Origin of the sequence: Shinella lacus (genome assembly GCF_010994755.1) — a bacterium.
Classification (GTDB): domain Bacteria; phylum Pseudomonadota; class Alphaproteobacteria; order Rhizobiales; family Rhizobiaceae; genus Shinella; species Shinella lacus.
Genome location: NZ_WHSB02000003.1, coordinates 417,130 through 437,410, shown reverse-complemented (window position 1 = coordinate 437,410; position 20,281 = coordinate 417,130). Strand labels below are relative to the sequence as shown.

16 protein-coding genes are annotated in these 20,281 nt (G+C 64.9%); 8 read left to right on the top strand and 8 right to left on the bottom strand.

The window, feature by feature from the left end; all coding sequences use genetic code 11:
- Positions 1-49: 49 nt before the first annotated feature.
- From GB927_RS10100 to deoC, 3 genes are all read right to left on the bottom strand, one after another.
- On the bottom strand, positions 50-820 hold the full coding sequence (locus GB927_RS10100; RefSeq protein ID WP_256116629.1) for an SDR family NAD(P)-dependent oxidoreductase: 771 nt from the start codon (positions 818-820) through the stop codon (positions 50-52).
- Positions 821-989: 169 nt separating this feature from the next.
- Positions 990-3,365 (bottom strand): aldehyde dehydrogenase family protein, encoded by a 2,376-nt coding sequence (locus GB927_RS10095; protein WP_256116627.1) that lies wholly within the window; start codon positions 3,363-3,365, stop codon positions 990-992.
- Positions 3,366-3,388: 23 nt separating this feature from the next.
- Entirely contained in the window at positions 3,389-4,306 is a 918-nt protein-coding gene (deoC, locus tag GB927_RS10090; RefSeq protein WP_256116990.1) for a deoxyribose-phosphate aldolase, read from the bottom strand.
- Positions 4,307-4,617: 311 nt separating this feature from the next.
- On the opposite strand from deoC, the gene GB927_RS10085 reads away from it, so the two are divergent.
- Complete coding sequence (locus GB927_RS10085; protein WP_256116626.1) at positions 4,618-5,352, top strand: GntR family transcriptional regulator; 735 nt, start codon at positions 4,618-4,620, stop codon at positions 5,350-5,352.
- A gap of 3 nt (positions 5,353-5,355) precedes the next feature.
- Here GB927_RS10085 and GB927_RS10080 read toward each other — a convergent pair whose 3' ends face one another.
- The 5 genes from GB927_RS10080 to GB927_RS10060 all read right to left on the bottom strand — a co-directional run bounded on the left by GB927_RS10080 (position 5,356) and on the right by GB927_RS10060 (position 11,763).
- Entirely contained in the window at positions 5,356-6,789 is a 1,434-nt protein-coding gene (locus GB927_RS10080; protein ID WP_256116625.1) for a xylulokinase, read from the bottom strand.
- Positions 6,790-6,809: 20 nt separating this feature from the next.
- The gene (tkt, locus tag GB927_RS10075; RefSeq protein WP_256116624.1) at positions 6,810-8,804 is read right to left on the bottom strand and encodes a transketolase; all 1,995 of its coding nucleotides are present in this window, start codon (positions 8,802-8,804) and stop codon (positions 6,810-6,812) included.
- Positions 8,805-8,906: 102 nt separating this feature from the next.
- Positions 8,907-9,668 carry an SDR family NAD(P)-dependent oxidoreductase gene (locus GB927_RS10070; protein WP_256116623.1) on the bottom strand — a complete coding sequence of 254 codons (762 nt, stop codon included), beginning with the start codon at positions 9,666-9,668 and terminating at the stop codon, positions 8,907-8,909.
- Between the two features lie 11 nt (positions 9,669-9,679).
- On the bottom strand, positions 9,680-10,618 hold the full coding sequence (locus GB927_RS10065) for a C-terminal binding protein (RefSeq protein ID WP_256116620.1): 939 nt from the start codon (positions 10,616-10,618) through the stop codon (positions 9,680-9,682).
- Positions 10,618-11,763: a fumarylacetoacetate hydrolase family protein gene (locus GB927_RS10060; RefSeq protein WP_256116619.1), complete on the bottom strand. Its 1,146-nt coding sequence runs from the start codon at positions 11,761-11,763 to the stop codon at positions 10,618-10,620. The genes GB927_RS10065 and GB927_RS10060 overlap by 1 nt, the downstream gene beginning before the upstream one ends.
- A 288-nt stretch (positions 11,764-12,051) precedes the next feature.
- Between GB927_RS10060 and GB927_RS10055 the strand changes: the two genes are divergently transcribed.
- The 7 genes from GB927_RS10055 (at position 12,052) to GB927_RS10025 (ending at position 20,262) form a co-directional block, all read left to right on the top strand.
- Entirely contained in the window at positions 12,052-13,515 is a 1,464-nt protein-coding gene (locus GB927_RS10055; RefSeq protein ID WP_256116618.1) for an aldehyde dehydrogenase family protein, read from the top strand.
- 3 nt (positions 13,516-13,518) lie between these two features.
- Complete coding sequence (xylB, locus tag GB927_RS10050; protein WP_256116617.1) at positions 13,519-15,045, top strand: xylulokinase; 1,527 nt, start codon at positions 13,519-13,521, stop codon at positions 15,043-15,045.
- An 11-nt stretch (positions 15,046-15,056) separates the two neighbouring features.
- Entirely contained in the window at positions 15,057-15,749 is a 693-nt protein-coding gene (locus GB927_RS10045; protein ID WP_256116615.1) for an HAD family hydrolase, read from the top strand.
- Positions 15,746-16,588 carry a MurR/RpiR family transcriptional regulator gene (locus GB927_RS10040; protein ID WP_256116614.1) on the top strand — a complete coding sequence of 281 codons (843 nt, stop codon included), beginning with the start codon at positions 15,746-15,748 and terminating at the stop codon, positions 16,586-16,588. Before GB927_RS10045 ends, GB927_RS10040 begins: the two co-directional genes overlap by 4 nt.
- Positions 16,589-16,611: 23 nt before the next feature.
- Positions 16,612-17,334 carry a ribose 5-phosphate isomerase A gene (gene rpiA, locus GB927_RS10035; protein WP_256116612.1) on the top strand — a complete coding sequence of 241 codons (723 nt, stop codon included), beginning with the start codon at positions 16,612-16,614 and terminating at the stop codon, positions 17,332-17,334.
- Positions 17,335-17,562: 228 nt separating this feature from the next.
- On the top strand, positions 17,563-18,648 hold the full coding sequence (locus tag GB927_RS10030; protein ID WP_256116611.1) for a sugar ABC transporter substrate-binding protein: 1,086 nt from the start codon (positions 17,563-17,565) through the stop codon (positions 18,646-18,648).
- Positions 18,649-18,741: 93 nt separating this feature from the next.
- Positions 18,742-20,262 carry a sugar ABC transporter ATP-binding protein gene (locus GB927_RS10025; protein ID WP_256116610.1) on the top strand — a complete coding sequence of 507 codons (1,521 nt, stop codon included), beginning with the start codon at positions 18,742-18,744 and terminating at the stop codon, positions 20,260-20,262.
- Positions 20,263-20,281: the final 19 nt, after the last annotated feature.

The window sequence follows — 20,281 nt, the reverse complement described above, 5'->3', positions numbered from 1 at the left end:
TGCTATTGCGGCAAACACGATGCGGTGCGGCACCCGGCACGGGATGCGGTCACCAGAGCGTGTATCCTCCATCCACAAGCACGATCGATCCGGTCATCAGGCTGGCTGCCTGGGAGGACAGGAAGAGGATCACGCTTGCGACCTCGTGGTCCTTGCCCATGCGCGCCATGGGCGTGGAATCGATCCAGCGATCGAACATGGGTCGGTTGTTCTCGACGAGCGCATTGAGCGGCGTTTCGATATAGGTGGGCGCCACTGCATTGACGCGCACGCCGCGCGGCGCCCATTCGGCGGCGAGCGACTTGGTCAGGTGGTGCACGGCGGCCTTCGAGGCGTTGTAATGCGCCTGCGGCTGCGGCCGGTTGACGATGAAGCCGGACATCGAGCCGACATTGACGATGGCGCCGCGGCCGGCGTCGAGCATGTGGCGGCCGAACGAGCGCGAGCACCAGTAGACGCCGTTGAGATTGACATCGATGACCTTGAGCCAGCGCTCGTCTTCCATGTCCTCGGCCGGGATGTCGCTCAGTGCAATGCCCGCATTGTTGACGAGGATGGAGGCGCCGCCCTTGGCGGCCAGTTCGTCGGCGATCGCCTGCATGCGCTTGGCATCGGTGACGTCGCCCTCATGCACGGAGACGTCGTAGCCCTTGGCCTGAAGGGTCGCGCGTGCCTCTTCCAGCAGGGCTGGATCGCGCTCGATGAGGGCAAGCCGTGCGCCGGCCTCGCCAAGCGCATCGGCGCTCGCAAGCCCGATGCCGCGCCCTCCCCCCGTGATGACTGCCAGTTCGCCGTCGAGCCTGAAACGTTCGAGATACACGTCTTTCCTCCGTCTAAAATGCCTGATCTCCGGCCGCAAGAAAGGGTGGGCGCGCAAAAGCGCTGCCCTCGGCTGCGAACCGTCGGTCTTCGAAATCGATGCGGGAGGCCATCGCGGCCACCCGGCATTTTTTCAGGCGAGCCGGGGTGGCCCGCCGTGCTCGCGTGCCTTACTCGCCGTAAGGCACCCAGATATTCTTCACCTGCGTGGCGCGCGCGAGGAACTCGCGGCCCTCGCCCTGGCGCGCATCAAACCAGTCGCGCTGCACCTGTTCGGTCCAGACCTGCTTGAGGTTGCCGGAGGACGCCTTTTCGATGGCGCCAGCCGTGGCCGCGGTGCCGAAATACCAGATGCCGTCGACTTCCTCGTGCTTGGCGAGGTCGAGTGCCAGCGCATCCCGGTCGCCCGTCACGATGTTGACCACGCCGTCCGGCACGTCGGATGTCTCCAGCACCTGGTAGAAGTCGGTGGCGGCGAGCGCCTGGCTTGCCGACGGTACGACGACGACGCGGTTGCCGAGCGCAATGGCCGGCGCGAAGGTGGAGACGAAGCCGAGCAGGCCGGGCTCTTCCGGGCAAATAATGCCAAGCGTGCCGACAGGCTCGTTCATGGCAAGCGCCACGCCGCGCATCGGCGGCTTGTGCACGGCGCCCTCGTACTTGTCGGCCCAGGCGCCGTAGGAGAACAGGCGCGACACGCTCGCGGAGACCTCGCGCATCGTATCGTGCCGGCGCTGGCCGGTCATGGCGGCGAGGCGGTCGGCGAATTCGCCGGCGCGGGCATCGAGGTTTTCGGCGATGTAGTAGAGGATCTGCGCGCGGTTGTGCTCGCTCGCGGTGCTCCAGGAGGTCGCCTTGCGCGCAGCTTCCACGGCGTTGCGGATGTCCTTGCGGTTACCCTCACCGACTTCGCCGACAAGCGCGCCAGAGGGCGAGACGATGGCGCGCGAATAACCGCCATCGGGCCGCGCCTGCTTGCCGCCGACATAGAATTTTGCCGTACGATCGACGAAGCCGGTGGAGAGCACGTCGCCGGTCGCCTGTGCCGCCGGCTTCTCGACGATCGCCTTCGCCTTGGCCAGCCATTTCGGCCGACTATAGGCAGAAAGCCCCTCGCGACCGCCCTCGCGGCCGAAGCCGGATTCCTTGTAGCCGCCGAAGCCGACGCCGGCATCGAACATGTTGGTGCCATTCACCCAGACGACGCCGCATTTCAGTTTCGGTGCTATGTCGAGTGCGAGCGAAAGGGTCTCGCTCCAGATCGAGGCGGCGAGGCCGTATTCCGTGTTGTTGGCAAGTTCCACGGCCTCGGAGGGCGTGCGGAACGTCGTGGCAACGAGCACCGGACCGAAAATCTCGACGCGCGAGACGGTGGAGGCCGGATGCACGCCGGTCAGCAGCGTCGGCGGATAGAAGCAGCCCTTGCCCGGAACGCCGGCCTTCGGCTGGTGCAGGGTGGCGCCTTCCTTGACGCCCGCCTCCACCAGCGAGCGGATACGTTCCAACTGTACCGGATGCACGATGGCGCCGATATCGATGACCTTGTCGAGCGGATCACCGACGCGCAGCGTCTCCATGCGCGCCTTGAGCTTGGCGATGAAACGATCGTGGATGCTCTCCTGCACCAGCAGGCGGGAGCCGGCGCAGCAGACCTGACCCTGGTTGAACCAGATGGCATCGACCACGCCTTCGACAGCCGCGTCGAGATCGGCATCGTCGAAGACGATGAAGGGCGACTTGCCGCCGAGTTCCAGCGTCAGGCTCTTGCCGGTGCCGGCAGTCGCCTCGCGAATGCGGCGGCCGACTTCGGTCGAGCCTGTGAAGGCGATCTTGGCGATGCCGGGGTGCTTGACGATCTCCTCGCCCGTCGCGCCATCGCCGGTAATGATGTTGACCACGCCCTCCGGCAGGCCGGCCTTCTGGCACATTTCGGCGAAAAGAAGCGCGGTCAGCGAGGTGTATTCGGCGGGCTTCAGCACGACCGTGTTGCCGAGCGCGATGGCCGGCGCGATCTTCCAGGCGAGCATCAGCAGCGGGAAATTCCACGGGATGATCTGGCCGCAAACGCCGAGCGCCTCGCGGTCGGCAAGCTCGCCATCCATGAGCTGCGCCCAGCCGGCGTGGTGGTAGAAATGGCGGGCGACGAGCGGGATGTCGATGTCGCGCGTCTCGCGGATCGGCTTGCCGTTGTCGAGCGTTTCCACCACCGAGAAGAGGCGGCTGTGGCGCTGAATGAGACGGGCCAGCGCATAGAGGTAGCGGGCGCGCTGGTGACCGGGAAGTGCGGCCCAGGCCGGCTGTGCCTTGGCCGCAGCCTTGACGGCGGTATCGACATCGGCGGCACCCGCCTGGGCGATGCGCACCAGAACCTCGCCGGACCCCGGTGCGGTTGTCTCGAAACTTTCGCCGGTCTTCGCCTTCTTCCAGGCGCCGCCGATGAACAGCTTCGTTTCGCCGCCCAGCGTCTTGATCCAGGCGCGCGCTTCTTTGTCGCTTTCGGGGGCCGGGCCGTAGCTCATCGTGTCAAGAATCTCTGCAATCGACATTTCTATTCTCCCCTCGCCCGCCGTCAGGCCATGGCGTGGTGGCTGAAGGCCGCATAACGGCCGGTGACATAATGCTCGAGCTGGCGCTCGATATCGGCGAGCAGCGAGGAGGCGCCGAAACGGAAGAGGTTCGGCTGGAGCCAGTCATTGCCGAGCTCCTCCTTCATCAGCGCGAGGTAGGCCATAGCGTCCTTGGCGGTGGAGATGCCGCCGGCCGGCTTGTAGCCGACCACATGGCCCGTCATCTCGCGATAGTCGCGGATGGCGCGCAGCATGATCAGCGTGACCGGCAGCGTGGCATTGATGCCTTCCTTGCCGGTCGACGTCTTGATGAAATCGGACCCCGCCATCATTGCCACCCACGAAGCACGCGAGACGTTGCGCAGCGTCTGGAGGTCGCCGGTCGCCAAAATGGCCTTCATATGCGCCGGGCCGCAGGCCTTCTTGAAGGCCTTCACCTCGTCGTAGAGCGCCTGCCAGTTGCCGCGCAGCACATGCTCGCGGGTGATGACGATGTCGATCTCGGCGGCCCCATCGGCGACGGATGCCTCGATTTCCTTGAGGCGCGTCTCGAAGGGCGACAGACCGGCCGGAAAGCCGGTGGACACAGCCGCGACCGGAATGCCGCTGCCCTTCAGGGCGTCGACGGCGGTGGCCACAAAGCGGTGATAGACGCAGATGGCACCGGTGGTGATGCGGCGGTTCGCAAGGCCGAGCGCTTCCTGAAGGTCTTCGCGCAGCGGTTGCCGCGCCTTGGCGCAGAGCCGGCGCACGCGGCCTTCCGTGTCGTCGCCGCTCAGCGTGGTGAGGTCGATACATTCGATCGCCCGCACGAGCCAGGCGGCCTGCCATTCCTTCTTGACCGTGCGACGGCCGGCAAGCGAGGCAACACGACGTTCGGCGGCCGAGAGATTGACGCGCACCGCCTCGACCGGATCCATTGAAAAGGACACGCCAGGATTGGACGGATGCGGGCCAGAATTGCGCGCCTTGGTGGCGGCTCGCAACGCCGATACACCCTCGATGACAGCTTCACTCGCACCCACCTTGCAACTCCCGGATTTGATGTCGTCGGCACAGTCTGCTATATCAGGATAGCAGTTTGTAATGTTGTACGGACAACATAATCAAACTACGTTCCTGGTGTCAACAGCCCATGACGTCAGCCAATGCTTTTCGAGATGTCCGCTTGTCATGTCATGGGCACAACGGGCAAAGTCGTTCGACCCCGGTCCGGGAGGAAGAGATTCGCATGAGCATCGAACGCAATTCACCCATCCCCCTTTATTTCCAGCTTGCCGAAACGCTGCGGGCCGCAATCGAGACGGGCGCCTATCCGCCCGGCAGCAAGTTGCCGACCGAAGGCGAACTCTGTGAGCAGTACGACGTGTCGCGCAGCGTCGTCCGCCAGGCCCTCCAGTCGCTTGCCCATGACAACCTCATCGAGACAGAACGCGGCCGCGGCGCCTTCGTGCTGGAGCGCAAGGTGCCGATCGCGCTTGTCCAGCAGCTCGATCCGCTGCTCGAAAGCATGGCAAAGGCCGGCTTCAAGCTGACGACCCGGGTGCTGAAGCAGGAGCGCATCAAGCCGCCGGCCCACATTGCCGACGAGATCGGCGAAAACGACGCGATCTTCCTGGAGCGCCTGCGTTATGCGGACGGCGTCGTCTTCCTCGTGGTGCGCAACTACCTGCCTTATTCGCGCTTTCCCGACCTGCTGCAATCGAACGAGCTGGAGAGGGTCTCGCTCTACCAGTACCTCGCCAAACGCTACGACGCAGTGGCGACGACCGGCAAGCGCCAGGTCGAGCTTGCCCGCATCAATGAAGAGGCGATCGCCGCACAGCTGCATGTGGAGATGAACAGCTACGTCCTGTTCAACCGCGAAGTGACCTATGACCAGAACAAGCAGGTGCTCGAATATTACGAGTCCTGGCATCACCCCGATCGCACGCGGCTGACGATCGACCTGCACCGGACCTATTGAGCGTCAAATGTGCCTGAGGCCGCGGTAGGTCGCACGGAAACGGGCGAGGAGTTCGTCCAGTCCCTCGAACGGTTGGGGATCAACGGGCGCGCCAAGCTCGTCCGGAAAGGGAATATCGTCCGGGCCACGCCAATGGCCGGCGGCGATGCCGCCGAGATAGGCGGCGCCGATGGTCGCATTGCCGAGATCGTGGGCCGGCACCAGCGGCATTTCGAGAATGTCAGCCAGCATCTGCTGCCAGCGTGGATCGGTGCTGCCACCGCCGGTTAGCAGGATGCGGTCGGCCGAAACGCCGATGCCCTGCATCGCATCCCAGCTGTCGCGTACCGCAAGCGCCACGCCCTCGAAGACCGAGCGGATGAGCTGGTTTCGCGTGCAACCGAGACGCATATAGGCCCAGGCGGCCGAGGCGTTCGGATCGAGCAGCGGCGCGCGTTCGCCCGTGACATAGGGCAGGAAGACGATGCCGCCGTTTCCCTCGTTCTCCTCGAAACCGGCGCGGTACATTTCCGGCCAGGAGGCGCCGAGAACCATGCGCGCCCATTCGAACACCGTGCCGCCGTTCTGCAACGCGGCCATGGAGTAAAGGCTGCGGCCGATGCCGCGATAGCTGTTGTAGAAGGGTTGGACCCGCGGCTCGATGGCCTCGACCACCGACATGATCTGGATGCCGGAGCCGACCTGGAGGATGGTCGAGCCAGGTTTTACCTGCCCCATGCCGAACAGGCAGGAGGCCGTGTCCGAAAGGCCGGCGGCCACAGGCGTGCCGGGCGCAAGGCCGAGTTCCGCCGCAGCCGCCGCCGTCAGCCTGCCCGCCACCGCGTCGGATTCGACGACCGGGGCGAGGATTGAAGGATCGATCGACAGCGAACCGAGGAAATCCGTGGTCCAACGGTCGGCCCCGACATCGTAAAGCAGCGTCATCGACGCATCCGCGGGCTCCGTCGCGGTCTCGCCCGTCAGGATGAACCGCAGCCAATCCTTCGGAGAGAGGATGCGGCGGGTCGCGGCATACGTCTCTGGTTCGTTTGCGCGCAACCACAGCAGGGAAAGCCCGGCCATGCCGCTGACGACGGGATTGGCGAGCTGGCGGCGCACCGTTTCCGGCAGCGCGAGCACGGCATCCATCTCAGCCGTCGCGCGCTGGTCTGCCCATAGAATGGCGGGCCGAAGCGGCTTTGCATCCGCCCCCAGGACGACGAGGCCGTGGGCCTGGCCAGACAGGCCGATCCCACGGACCTCGCTACCGCGCCCTTCGCAGCAGGCGCGCACGGCCGCCACCGTCTGCGCCCACCAGTCGGCCGGTGCGGTCTCGGCATAACCCGGCACGGGGGAGGAGACGGGATAGACACGGGTGCCCTCGGCAACGACCTTGCCGCCGTCGTCGATCAGAAGGGCCTTGACCGAACCGGTGCCAAGATCGATGCCGAGATACATGTCTTCCCCGTCCCTTGTGATTAACGCAGCAGTTGCTCGGCCTCGGAGACGATCCGCTCGGCCGTCAGCTCCATCAGGCGATAGATCTCAGGCCCCGGCGCCGATTCGCCGAAGCGATCGACGCCGACGACCGTACCCGGCCCCTTGAGGAACTGGTACCAGTAAAGCGGCGATGCCGCCTCGACAAAGACCATCGGCGTGCCGAAGGCAAGCACGCTGTCCTGGTAGTCGCGGCCTTCCCGCGCAAAAAGGTTTCCGTTGGGGATGGAGACGAGGCGGACTGCCTTGCCCTGCGCTTCGAGTGTGGTCGCAGCAGCAAGGATGAGGCCGAGTTCCGAACCGGTCGCCACGAGAACGACGTCCGGTTTGCCTACCGAATCCTTCAACACATAACCGCCCTTGCGCATGCCATCGAGGTCGCCCGCCGAATGGGCGAAAACGCCGCCATCCTGCCGCGCGGCAACCACCACGCTCGGCCCCTGCCGCTTCAGCGCGTGCTCCCATGCCACCAATGCCTCCAGTTCGCTGCCCGGCCGCCACAGCGACATGTTGGGGATCGCGCGCAAGGCCACAAGCTGTTCGCACGGCTGGTGCGTCGGGCCGTCCTCGCCGACGCCGATGGAATCGTGCGTGTAGAGGAAGATCGCCTTGAGGCCCATCAGCGCGGCAAGGCGCACGGCATTGCGGCTGTAGTCGCTGAAGACGAGATAACAGGCGCCATAAGGGATCAATCCGCCATGGGCTGCCATGCCGTTCATCATGGCCGACATGCCGAATTCGCGCACGCCGTAATGCAGGAAGTTGCCGGAGAAATCGTCGGGCGTGATGGAGCGGGCGGCGCCCGTCCAGGCGAGCGTGGAGAGCGAGACGTCGGCCGAGCCGCCGATCACCTCAGGCACGCTTTTCAGAAGATTGCCAAGAACACGATTGGACGCCTTGCGGATCGGCTCCCTGACGGGCGTGGCGGAGAGAATGCGCGTCACCTCGCCTGCCACGACAGCATCGATGCCGTCCGGCAGCTTGCCCGCACTGCGGCGCTCCAGTTCTGCCGCGAGCTCGGGATAGTGCGTCCTGTAGGTCGCAAAGAGCGCATTCCATTCGGCTTCCACCCGCTCGCCGCGCGGACGGGCATCCCAAGCCCGCATGACGGTTTCCGGCACGACGAAGGCCTCGTGCGTCCAGCCGAGATGCTCGCGCGTGCGGGCCACCTCGTCGACGCCGAGCGGCGCGCCGTGCACCTCTTCCTTCCCCTGCTTGTTCGGCGAACCGTAGCCGATGATCGTCTTGCAGCAGATCATGGTCGGCTTGTCTTCAGACCGGCGGGCAGCGGTAAAGGCGGCGGCGATGGCCTCGGCATCGTGCCCGTCCACATCGGCGATGACGTTCCAGCCGAGTGCGCGGAAGCGGGCCGCGCTGTCATCGGCGAACCAGCCGGGCGTTTCGCCGTCGATCGAGATCTTGTTGTCGTCATAGACGGCGATGAGCTTGTTGAGCTTCAGCGTGCCGGCAAGCGAGGCCGCCTCCTGCGCGACGCCCTCCATCAGGCAGCCGTCGCCGACGAAGACATAGGTAAAGTGATCGACCACCGGAAAACCGTCGCGGTTGAAATCCTGCGCCAGCTTGCGTTCCGCAAGCGCCATGCCGACAGCCGTCGCAAAGCCTTGACCCAGCGGGCCGGTCGTCGTCTCGACGCCTGCCGTGATGCCGTATTCCGGATGGCCGGGCGTCTTGGAATGCAGCTTGCGGTGATCCTTCAGGTCCTGAACCGTGAGCCCATAGCCGGCAAGGTGCAGCAGCGAATAGGTCAACATCGAACCATGGCCGTTCGACTGCACGAAACGGTCGCGGTTCAGCCATTTCGGATTGGCCGGATTGTGCCGCAGGAAATCGTTCCACAGCACTTCCGCGATATCGGCCATGCCCATGGCGGTTCCGGGGTGCCCCGAATTCGCCTTCTGCACGACATCGACGGTCAAGAAACGAATGGCGTTCGCCAACTCACGGCGTTCGGACATATGCGGCATCCTCCAGATATCTTCTCTTCATCCTATAATGTTGTACTTACAACATGACAAGAGAGATTCTTGGAGATTGTGGCCGCCCGAGACGACAAGCGGTCAGATAGCGGTATAGCCACCATCGGCCGTCACGATCGAACCCGTCATGAGGCTTGAAGCATCCGAAGCGAGGAACAGGACGACCGAGGCGATTTCCGAGGGCCTGCCCAGGCGCTCCATCGGCGTCAGGTCCAGCCAGCGGCGAATGAGTTCCGGCTGTTCGTTCAGCTTGTCGAGCAGCGGTGTGGCGATGTAGGTCGGCGCGACCGCGTTCACGCGCACGCCGCGCTTGGCCCACTCGACCGCAAGCGAGCGTGTCAGGTGATGCACGCCGGCCTTGGAGGCATTGTAGTGGCATTGCGGCTGCGGCGTGTTGACGATGGTGCCGGACATCGAGCCGATCGTGACGATGGAGCCGCGCCCGGCGGCAAGCATCCGGCGGCCGAAGGCGCGGCAGGTCTTGAACACGCCGGTGAGATTGACGCTGATGACCCGGTCCCATTCGTCGTCGCTCATCTCTTCCGCGGGCGTATTGGTGACGATGCCCGCATTGCAAACCAGGCTGTCGAGCGGCGGCAGCCCTGCCGCCAGGGTTTCGAGCGCGGCCGTATCGGTGACATCGAGCGCATGGGCATCTGCACTGAACCCGGCGGCTTTCAGCCGCTCCGCCGTTTCCGCCGCGCGGGCGCCCTCGCGGTCGGTGCAATGGACATGCGCGCCGGCCTCGGCAAGGGCTGCGGCGCATTCGGCGCCGATGCCCTGTCCCGCGCCGGTCACCAGCGCGGTGCGGCCGGTCAGGTCGAATTGTTTGAGATAGGCCATCGGCGTCTCCATCATGTCAGGGCGCAACGCAGCGGCTCGCCTTTCAGCGCCCGCAAACCCTCTTCCGCCGCAAGCCGTTGCAACCGCTCGACTGAGGCATCGGAAAAGAAGGCCGCATGGGGCGAGAAGATCGCGTTGGGCGCATCGCGAAGCGGCACCCCTGCCGGCAGCGGTTCCTTCTCGAACACATCCACCCCCGCGCCGCCCAGATGGCCGTTGGCCAGGGCGTCGGCGAGGGCCACTTCATCGACCAGCCCGCCGCGCGAGACGTTGATCAGGATCGCGCCCCTGCGCATGCGGGCGATCTCGGCCTTGCCGATCATATGCCGGGTCTCGGGCGTCAGCGGCACATGCAGCGAGAGGATATCGGCCTGCGCAATCACATCGTCGAGCGGCAGCATCGTCGCGCCATCCGCGGCGGAAACGTAAGGGTCATAGGCGACGATCGTCGTGCCAAAAGCCTGCATGCGGCGCGCGAAGGCGCGGGCGATACGGCCGAAGCCGACAAGCCCGACGGTCGATTGGCCGAGCGAGCGCACATGATCGACCATCGTGCCGATCTTCCATTCGCCCGCGCGGATGCCGGCGTCGTAGCGGCCGAGCTTGCGCGCCAGCGAAAGCGCCATGGCGGCGGCGTGATCGGCGACTTCCTCGACGCCGTAATCCGGCACGTTGCAGACATGTACGCCGAGCCGCCGCGCCGCCTCAAGGTCGACATTGTCGACCCCGACGCCGTAGCGGATGACGGTGGCGCCCTGGGCCATGACACCCATGGTGCGCTCGTTCATCGGCGCGAAGTTGTTGAAGACGACATCGGCATCGCGCACGGCGGCAATAGTCTCTTCCTCGCTGCGGCACTGGTGTTCGGAAAAGGCCGCGGCCACCGCCATAGCGACCGCGCGCTCCTGATCGACATTTCCGAAGGCGTAATCGGTGACGACGACGCGCATCACCCAAAAACTCCGCGCTGCACGAGATTGCGCATCAGCGCCCGCGTACCGAACGTCCATGGGGCGGCCTTGTCGCAGGAGGTGACGGTGTTGGCGAGCGTGCCGAGCAGAGGCGTGGAGATCTCCACGACGTCGCCCTCCTGATGGGTGAAGCCGCTGCCCGGCGTGCCGCGATCCTGCGTCGGCGCGAACATCGTGCCGAGGAACAGCATGAAGCCGTCCGGATATTGATGGCTCGACAGCGTCTGGCGCACCAGCTCGGCCGGCGCGCGGCTGATCTCGGCCATGTTGGAGCGGCCGGCGAGCTCGAACCCGTCCTCGCCCCGCACCGACATGCTGAGCTCCGCCTTTTCGATATCAGCGATGCCGAAACCCTCGTCGAACAGGCGGATGAAGGGGCCGATGGCGCAGGAGGCATTGTTGTCCTTCGCCTTGCCAAGCAGCAGGGCGGAGCGGCCCTCGACATCGCGCAGGTTGACGTCGTTGCCGAGCGTCGCACCGCGGATCTCACCGCGGCTGTTGACGGCGAGCACGATTTCCGGTTCCGGATTGTTCCAGCGGGAAATCTTGTTGACGCCGACCAGCGCGCCGTGACCGACGGACGACATCGGCTGGGACTTGGTGAAGACTTCCGCATCCGGGCCGATACCGACTTCGAGATATTGCGACCACAGCCCCTCGCGCTGCAACACGCCGCGCACATGCTCGGCCGTTTCCGAGCCGGCGCGCACATTGGTGAGGCTCCCGCCGATCAGGTCGCCGATGCGCTGGCGGATTTCTTCCGCGCGCTGCGGGTCGCCCGCGGTGCGCTCGTCGATGACACGCTCGATCATGCTGCGCGCGAAGGTGACACCGCAGGCCTTCAGCGCCTGAAGATCGCACGGGGCGAGCAGGCAGGCGCGCGCCGCGCCATTGCCCATCTCCTCCGGGCTGGCGAGGAAATCCTCGACCGGGCCGAGCCGCTCGCCGGTCAGCGCATCGAAGGTCGCAACGCAATCCCGGTCGAGAAAATCGGCGACGGTCGGCACCTCCTGCGTGACGTCGAACAGCACGCCGTCGCGCACGATCACGACGGACGGCCCGTCCAGTTCAGGTCGCCAGACGCGGCCGATCAGGCGCGCAGCCTTCGGAAAATCGATGGTCATGAGAAGTCCTCCTTGGGATGCGGCATTACTAGTATTACTTCATTTTCTCGTCAATCCAAAATGCGCCAAGGAAAATGAGCGCCGCGACAGGAAGCGGCCATAAGCGTAAAATATGACAATAAGACAATGATTTAATACCATTTTCTTGTTGCATTGCAACGAGATTTCGCAGGCGCAAAAATGAAATTGCCGGCTATGGCGGGGCTTGTGGATACGTAGTGATACTATATATTGCGGCGATCCGGCGTGAAGACGCCTTTGAAGACCACTGCAAGAACGATGGGTACAATGCTCGACCAGCTCAGCGGCAAACTGTTTATCGACGGCGATTTCGTGACCGGGCGCGGCCGGCCGATTCCGGTGGAAAATCCGGCGACGCTGGAGGAGATCGGCTCCATAACGCTCGCGAGCCAGGAGGAAATCGACGCCGCCGTCGCTGCTGCCCGCAAGGCCTTTCCGGACTGGGCGACAGCGCCCGCCAAGGTGCGCGCCGCCGCGCTGCATCGCCTCGGCGAGGTCATCGCCGCCGATGCCGATGCCATGGCGAAGGTGATGACGCTGGAACAGGGCAAGCCGGTCAACGAGGCGCGCGGCGAGATCCTGAAGCTTGCCGAGGCCTGCCATTTCTATGCGGAAGAGGCAGTGCGCGTGCATGGCGAGATCATTCCGAACGACACGACCGACAGCGAAAGCCATGTGGTGCGCGAGCCGATCGGCGTCGTCGGCGCCATCACGCCGTGGAACTATCCGGCGGAGCTGATCGGCTGGAAGCTCTGCGGCGCTTTGGCCGCCGGCTGCACCATCGTCATCAAGCCGGCGGAACTGACGCCCTTCACCGCGCTCGCCATCGCCGCCAAGGTGAAGGAGGCGAAGATCCCGGCGGGCGTCGTCAATGTCGTTACCGGCTCCGGCTCCGTCGTCGGTCAGGCGCTGGTCGAGCATCCGGATACCGACAAGATCGCCTTCACCGGCTCGTCTGCCGTCGGCCTGCACATCCAGAAGACCTGCCCGCGCATCAAGCGCCTGTCGCTGGAACTCGGCGGCAATTGCCCGATGATCGTCACCGCCAAGGCCGATCTCGCCGCCGCCATCAAGGGTGCCGCCCGCCGCAGCTTCCGCAACAACGGCCAGATCTGCATCGCGATCAACCGGATCTATGTGGAGCGATCGGTCTATGAGGCCTTCGTCGCGGGGCTGGCGAAAGCCGCAGATGCGCTGACCGTCGCCAACGGGTTCACGCAGCCGGATGCCGATATCGGCGCCATGGCCTCGGCCGAACCGTTGAACAAGACCATCGACCACCTGAAGGACGCGCTCGCCAAGGGCGCACGGCTCGCCGCCGGCGGCGACCGGCCGCAGGGCGAGGCCTTCGCCAAGGGTTACTTCTTCCGCCCGACCGTGGTCGCCGATTGTGATCACACGATGAAGGTGATGACGGAGGAGACGTTCGGGCCGCTCGTCGGCGTCATGCCGTTCGACCGGCTGGAGGAGGCGGTCAAGCTCTCCAACGACACGCCCTATGGGCTCGCCTCCTATCTCTATACGCAGGACGCCGCCGAAATCCGCCACCTGTCGCGCCGGCTCGATTACGGCAATGTCGCCGTCAACAATGTCGATGCCGGGGTGATGAACGCGCCCTATGGCGGGCGCAAACAGAGCGGCGTCGGCTATGAACACGGCCGCGAGGGCATGCTGGAATATTTCAATTTCAAGCACATCCGCATCCGCCTCGACCAGCCGGAAGGGCTTTGAGCCATGCGGCAAGCCGTCCTCGGGATCGATATCGGAACCTCGGGCTGCAAGGCGCTGCTGCTCGCAACAGACGGCGCGCTGATCGGCAGCGAGACCTCGACCTACGACCTCGCCCAGCCGCGCCCCGGCTGGACGGAGCAGGACCCGGCGCTGTGGATCGAAGGCACGCGCCGGGCCGTCGGCCGGCTCGTCGCCGCCCATCGCGACGTCGAAATCCGCGCGATCGGCCTTTCCGGCCAGATGCACGGGCTGACGCCGCTCGACGAGGCCGACCGCGTCCTGCGCCCGGCGCTGCTCTGGAACGACCAGCGCAACGGCGCGGAGTGTGCGGCGCTGACGGAAAGGGCCGGCGGAGAGGCGGCGCTGCGAGGCTATACCAATAACCGCATGCTGCTCGGTTATACCGGCGGCAAGATCGCCTGGATGCGCAACCATGAGCCGGACCTGTTCGGGCGGCTGAAGCAGGTGCTCAACCCCAAGGATTACCTTCGGCTGGTGCTGACCGGCGAAAAGGCGACGGAGGTTTCCGATGCCTCCGGCACCGGCCTGTTCGACGTGCGCGCCCGCGGCTGGAGCTTTTCGCTGATGGAAAAGCTCGATATCGACGCCAGCCTGTTTGCACCCTGCCATGAATCGCCGGAAATCACCGGCCGCGTCAGCCGCTCGGGCGCGGAACTGTTCGGTCTCGCCGAGGGCATCCCCGTGGTCGGCGGCGGTGGTGACAGCGTCATCCAGACCATCGGCTCGGGCGTCATTGCGCCCGGCGATGTGCAGACGACGATCGGCACCGCCGGCATCGTCGCCTCGGCGCTCGACCGGCCGATCGACAACCCCGGCAGCCGCCTGCAGGTGTTCTGCAATGTCGCGCCCGGCAAGTGGCATGCCATGGGCGTGACGCTGAATGCCGGTTTTGCCATGAGCTGGTTCCAGCGGCTGCTGCGCGGCTTCGCCGCCGGCCGCGACTGGAGCTATGACGATATCGCCGCCGCGGCGGCCGAAAGCCAGGCCGGCAGCCGCGGCCTCGTCTTCCTGCCCTATCTCAACGGCGAACGCGCGCCGCATTCCGATCCCGATGCGCGGGGCGCCTTCATCGGCCTGACCGGGCTGCACGGCCCGTCCGACATGGCGCGTGCCGTAATGGAGGGCGTTGCCTTCGCGCTATACGACATCTTCACCGTGATGCGCGAGGCGGGCATCGAGGCCAGCGTCGTCAAGGCCTCCGGCGGCGGCGCCCGCTCGGCGCTGTGGCGGCAGATGCAGGCCGATCTCTTCGGCTGCGACGTGGTGACGACGCAGGGGGCGGCGGAAGGGGCGGCCTTTGGCGCGGCGCTGGTGGCGGGCCTCGGCATCGGCCTTTATGAAACGCCTGAACAGGCGGCGGCGCTGTGCCGCCCCCTCACCCGCGAGGCGGCGGATGCGGCAGGCCGGTCGCGGCTAAGCCCCGGCTTTGCCGTCTACCAGGCGCTTTATCCGGCGCTGCGCGACAATCTGCACGCGCTGTCGCGCGCGTTCGACGACATTCAGACATGAGGGCAGCAGCGATGACGACACGCGACCAGGAGTGCGAGGGGCTGATCTTCGATCTGGACGGCACGCTGATCGACAGCGCGCCGGACATTGCCGGCGGAGTCAACGAATATTTCGCCGAGCAGGGCTGGCCGCAGCTGGAGGTCGGCTTCGTCGAGCGCTTCATCGGCAATGGCCCGCGCCGACTGCTGCTGGACATGATGGTGGAGCTCGGCCTGCCGAGCGACGACGAGACGGTGGACCGCGCCGTGAAGGGCTATCTCGCCGCCTATGACCGCACGCCCTCGCGCCTCACCCGCTTCTACGAGGCCGTGAAGGAAGACCTGCATCTGCTGCATGCAGCCGGCTTTCGCCTCGGCATCTGTACCAACAAGCCGCATGCCCTGACGCTACGCATCCTCGACATCCTTGGCATCGGCCACCTGTTCGACGCCGTCGCCGGCGCCGATGACGTGCCGGCTTGCAAACCGGACCCGATTCATCTCCTGACTGTCGCAACGCGCATGGGCCTTGCGGCCGGGCGCTGGGTTTATGTCGGCGATACGACCGTGGACCAGACCACGGCGGCGCGCGCCGGGGTGCCGTTCTATGCCGTTCCCTGGGGAACCGGCCGGCATCTCGACGTGGCGCCGGCCTACCGCCTCACCCGGCTTTCCGACCTCGCCACCCTGCGCCAACCGCTTGTCGAAGGAGACGTGCAGGAATGACCAGCGATAGCCTGTTGCAACGCATTTTGCAGGAAAGCCACGAGATGGGCACGGCGGAAGCGCGCGTCGCCCGCTTCGTCAGCACGCAGCCGAACCAGGTTCTGCATATGAGCATGGCGAAGCTGTCGGAGGAATGCGACGTCAGCGATCCGACGATCATGCGTTTCTGCCGCCGCTTCGGCTTCCAGGGCTATCAGGATTTCAAGCTCTACCTCGCCCAGAGCCTCGTGCCCTCGGCCCCCTTCGCTTACGAGCAGATCGTCGCCGGGGATTCGGTCGAGAACATCGTGCGCAAGACGGCGCGCAATTCGCTGAACGCCATCCAGCGCGGGCTGGAGGATATCATCCCCGCGCAGATCGAGGCCGGCGCCAAGCTTCTGAACGGCGCAACCTGGATCGGCATCTATTCCAGCGGCATTTCCGAGATCACCGGGGTGGATGCCGAGCACAAGTTCCAGCGCCTGGGCCTGCGTTGCGCGGCCGTGAACGGACGCAAGAAACAATGGCTGCATGCCGAGACCTCGAAGCCGAGCGAGGTGGCGCTGATCTTCTCGCAATCCGGCCATACCAAGCAGATGGTCGAGGTGGCGACTGCCGTTCGCGCCCGCGGCGCGCGCGTCGTCTCGATTACCGCGGCCGACAGCCCGCTTGCGAGCATTTCCGACGTGCTGATCGCCGTGACGCCCTATGAGCGCACGGAGCTTCTGACGCCGATCGCCTCGCGCCTCAACCATCACCTCGTCGTCAACATGCTGGTCACCTCCATGGCGGTGATCAGCGGTTCCGAGTTCCCTGACCAACTGCCGGCGCTCGACAGCTGGCAAACCGACAAGATCTGAAAGACCGGAGGAATGCAGACCCCATGAGCACCCAGGACGAAGCAAAGAAGGCGGCCGGGCGCCGCGTCATCGAGGAGTTCGTGCGCGACGGCATGAAGCTCGGCCTCGGCTCGGGCACGACCTCGCATTTCTTCGTGCGTGAACTCGGCAAACATGTCGCCAGCGGCATGAAGCTCACCTGCACCACCACCTCGCGCTCCACCATCGATGTCGCCCGCGATGTCGGCATCCAGATCACCGAGCCGAACGAGATCGGCGAGATCGACCTGACCATCGACGGGCCGGACGAAATCGACCGCGATTTCAACATGATCAAGGGCGGCGGTGCCTGCCTGCTGTGGGAGAAGATCATCGCGCACGCGTCGAAGCGCATGATCACCATCTGCGACGAGAGCAAGATCGTCGATCGGCTCGGCGGGTTCCCGCTGCCGGTGGAGGTGGTACAATTCGCCTGGAAGCAGACGGAGCGCATGGTCCGCAAGACGCTCGCCGACCACGGCATCTCCGGCATCCGCATCGAACGGCGCATGCGCGACGAGCTGCCGGTCGTCACCGACAGCGGCAATTTCATCCTCGACTGCCACTGCGGCGCGATCGCCGAGCCCGGCAAACTTGAGATCGAGCTGAACCGCATCCCCGGCGTCGTGGAAAATGGCCTGTTCACGCGAGAATCCGATGGCATGGTGGTGGGAAAATTCGATGGTTCTGCCTACGTGGAAATGCGAAAATCTAGTAAAACAACGTAGACTGGCATTGCCAACTTGCCGAAAACGACGCCGAACCCGGGGTTTTCGATCCCCGTCGTTCCGGCAGGGTTTTTATCGCTTAACATATTGATTTTACGTACTAGATTTTTCGGCACAAAAATTAGGCAGCAGCGTTTTCCGGAGACTTCAGACACAGGCCTGCGCTATTGACATCGTACCGATATAGTGGAAATCTAGTTTTGCTAGCTTTTCGAGGGAGGAAACCAGATGAGCGCAAATATTCAGATCAGCCGTCGCCACCTGCTGCAGGCAGGCGCGGCTTTGGGCGCGGCAACGCTTGCCGGTGGCAGCAACGTCTTTGCCCAGACCAAGCCTTTCGTGCCCTACAGCAACAAGAGCCTCGACTACTATTTCTTCGTCATCCAGGAAGAGGCCGTGAAGCGGGCCGTTCAGGCCAATGACTGGGAATTCCAGGCGACCAATGCAAGCTTCGACAACACCCGCCAGCTCGAGCAATGGCAGAGCCTGATGCTGAAGAGCCCGGCCGGCATCGTCTGCGATCCGATCGACAGCCAGGCCATCGTCAGCGTCATCAACCGCTACAAGAGCCAGGGCATTCCCGTCGCCATCATCGACACGCCGACCGATGGCGGCGAGGTCGACATCACGGTCAGCTTCGACAACCATCTCGGCGGCGTCATGGCGGCGCAGGAGATCATCAAGGGCCTGACCAAGAAACACGGCAGCCCCAAGGGTACGGTGCTGAATTGCTTCGGCGCACTGCAATCCGTCGCCTGGCGCCAGCGCAAGGAAGGCATGGACGCGGAATTCGCCAAATATCCGGACATCAACTATCTGGCCCGCCCGACCGAAGGCGCGCTCGACCAGATGCTGGCGGTCACGCTTTCGACCCTGTCCGAATTCCCGAACCTCGACGCCGTGCACGCCCCGTCCGACAGCCCGTCGCGCGGCATCGTCACCGCGCTGCAGCAGAAGGGCCGCTGGAAGAAGGTCGGCGAGGAAGGCCATGTCATCTTCGTCAACATCGATGGTGAGCCGGTGGCGCTGAACTGGATCAAGGAAGGCTACATGGATGGCTGCGTCTCGCAGGATCCGATCGCCTATGGCGAGATCGCCGTGGAGATGCTGGCCAAACACGCCATGAAGAAGGAAGCCGTTCCGACCGGCACCTACGAGAACAAGAAATACTTCTGGGAAAAGGGTGAAATCGTCGCCGGCAAGACCGGACCGACGCTGATCATCCCGCCTTTCGTCATCGACCCGTCCAATGCCGATGACAAGCGCCACTGGGGTTACATCGCCGAGAAGGAGTGGAACATCCCCTATACCTGATACCGGGAACGGCCAGCCTCCCATAGGCCGCCGGTTTGAACGGGACGATGCCGCCGTGAGGGCGGCATCGTCCTTCACCAGCATGAGGACCCAATGACAACAGCGCCCACGTTCCGACTTGAGGCCTCGCCTGCCGCACGCACCGTGCTCAGGGTCGAAAATCTGGGCAAGATTTATGGCGGCCTGGTCGCCCTGCGGGATGTCGACCTGTCGGTCCGTGCCGGCACCATCCATGGCCTGCTCGGCGAGAACGGCGCTGGCAAGAGCACGCTTGTCGGCATCATGTCCGGCCAGCGCAAGCCGACGTCCGGCACGATCTACCTCGATGAAAAGCCGCTTGCCCATGTGGACGTGCAGGCGATGGAGAAGGCCGGCGTGTTTCTCGTCACGCAGGAGCCGATGATCATCGACCACCTGAGTGCGGCCGAAAACCTCATGCTCGGGATCTGGCCGAAACGCCGCTTCGGCTTCGTCAATTGGCGCAAGCTGCGGCAGGATGCCGAGCGCATGCTGAAAGGCACGGGCATTGCGGCCGATGCCCGCGCCGGCGCGCTGGATGCCGTGGCGCGGCGCAAGATCAACATCCTGCGGGCGATGTTTTCCGGCGGCAAGGTCATCATCCTCGACGAGCCGACCGCAGCCCTCACCGTCGACGACCGCGCCCAGCTCTTCGACTTCATGCGCCGGCTGAAAAGCGAGGGCGTGACCTTCATCTTCATCTCGCATTTCAATGACGAGATCCTGGAAATCTGCGACGCCGTTTCCGTGCTGCGCGACGGGCGATATGCCGGCGGCTCCGAGGATGTCGGCAGCCTGACCTCCGAGGACCTGTCGGAACTGGTGCTTGGGCGCGGCCTGGTGCTGTTCGAGCGCGAAAAACGGCAATTCTCCGCCGGCGCGCCCGCGGTCATCCTGAAAGACATCCGCTCCGGCACGCTCGACGTACCGTCCCTGGCAATCCGCGCCGGTGAGATCGTCGGCGTCACAGGCCTGCCCGGCGGCGGCGGCAAGGAACTGGCGCGCGCGCTGTTCGGACTGCAGCGGGCCTCCTCCGGAACGATCACCTTTGTGGACGGAGAGGCACGCACCCTGCCCGCCCACCCGGCCGAAGCCTTCGCCGACGGCATCGCCTATCTCTCCGACGACCGGCGCAAGGACGGTTCCATCTCGCAGATGTCGATTGCCGAAAACATCTCGCTGTCAGCCGAGGTGGCACTCGCCAGGGGCGCCTTCATGAATGCGGAGCAGGAGCGCGCGCTGTCGCAGCGCTATTTCCAGTCGCTGGGCATCAAGGCGCCGAACAGTGAGGTGGCGGTGGATACGCTGTCGGGCGGCAACCAGCAGAAGGTCTGCCTTGGCCGGGTGCTGGCCACCAAGCCGAAACTCCTGATGCTCGACGAGCCGACGCGCGGCATCGATGTCGGCGTGAAGCAGGATGTGCTGCGCATCGTCGACGAGCTGAGCCGCACCGGCGTGTCCGTGATCATCATTTCCACCGATACCGACGAACTGGTGCGCGCGGTCGACCGCGTGCTGATTTTCCACAACGGGCGTATCCGGGAAGAACTGGCGGGAGAGGCCATTTCGCGCAGCCGGCTGCGCAATCTCGGATAGGGCGCAGGATGCGCCGATC

Bases quoted from the DNA above. Each gene is read 5' to 3' on its own strand.
- GB927_RS10095 (WP_256116627.1), bottom strand. From the start codon at position 3,365: ATGTCGATTGCAGAGATTCTTGACACGATGAGCTACGGCCCGGCCCCC.
- deoC (WP_256116990.1), bottom strand. From the start codon at position 4,306: ATGGATCCGGTCGAGGCGGTGCGCGTCAATCTCTCGGCCGCCGAACGT.
- GB927_RS10085 (WP_256116626.1), top strand. From the start codon at position 4,618: ATGAGCATCGAACGCAATTCACCCATCCCCCTTTATTTCCAGCTTGCC.
- GB927_RS10080 (WP_256116625.1), bottom strand. From the start codon at position 6,789: ATGTATCTCGGCATCGATCTTGGCACCGGTTCGGTCAAGGCCCTTCTG.
- tkt (WP_256116624.1), bottom strand. From the start codon at position 8,804: ATGTCCGAACGCCGTGAGTTGGCGAACGCCATTCGTTTCTTGACCGTC.
- GB927_RS10070 (WP_256116623.1), bottom strand. From the start codon at position 9,668: ATGGCCTATCTCAAACAATTCGACCTGACCGGCCGCACCGCGCTGGTG.
- GB927_RS10065 (WP_256116620.1), bottom strand. From the start codon at position 10,618: ATGCGCGTCGTCGTCACCGATTACGCCTTCGGAAATGTCGATCAGGAG.
- GB927_RS10060 (WP_256116619.1), bottom strand. From the start codon at position 11,763: ATGACCATCGATTTTCCGAAGGCTGCGCGCCTGATCGGCCGCGTCTGG.
- GB927_RS10055 (WP_256116618.1), top strand. From the start codon at position 12,052: ATGCTCGACCAGCTCAGCGGCAAACTGTTTATCGACGGCGATTTCGTG.
- xylB (WP_256116617.1), top strand. From the start codon at position 13,519: ATGCGGCAAGCCGTCCTCGGGATCGATATCGGAACCTCGGGCTGCAAG.
- GB927_RS10045 (WP_256116615.1), top strand. From the start codon at position 15,057: ATGACGACACGCGACCAGGAGTGCGAGGGGCTGATCTTCGATCTGGAC.
- GB927_RS10040 (WP_256116614.1), top strand. From the start codon at position 15,746: ATGACCAGCGATAGCCTGTTGCAACGCATTTTGCAGGAAAGCCACGAG.
- rpiA (WP_256116612.1), top strand. From the start codon at position 16,612: ATGAGCACCCAGGACGAAGCAAAGAAGGCGGCCGGGCGCCGCGTCATC.
- GB927_RS10030 (WP_256116611.1), top strand. From the start codon at position 17,563: ATGAGCGCAAATATTCAGATCAGCCGTCGCCACCTGCTGCAGGCAGGC.
- GB927_RS10025 (WP_256116610.1), top strand. From the start codon at position 18,742: ATGACAACAGCGCCCACGTTCCGACTTGAGGCCTCGCCTGCCGCACGC.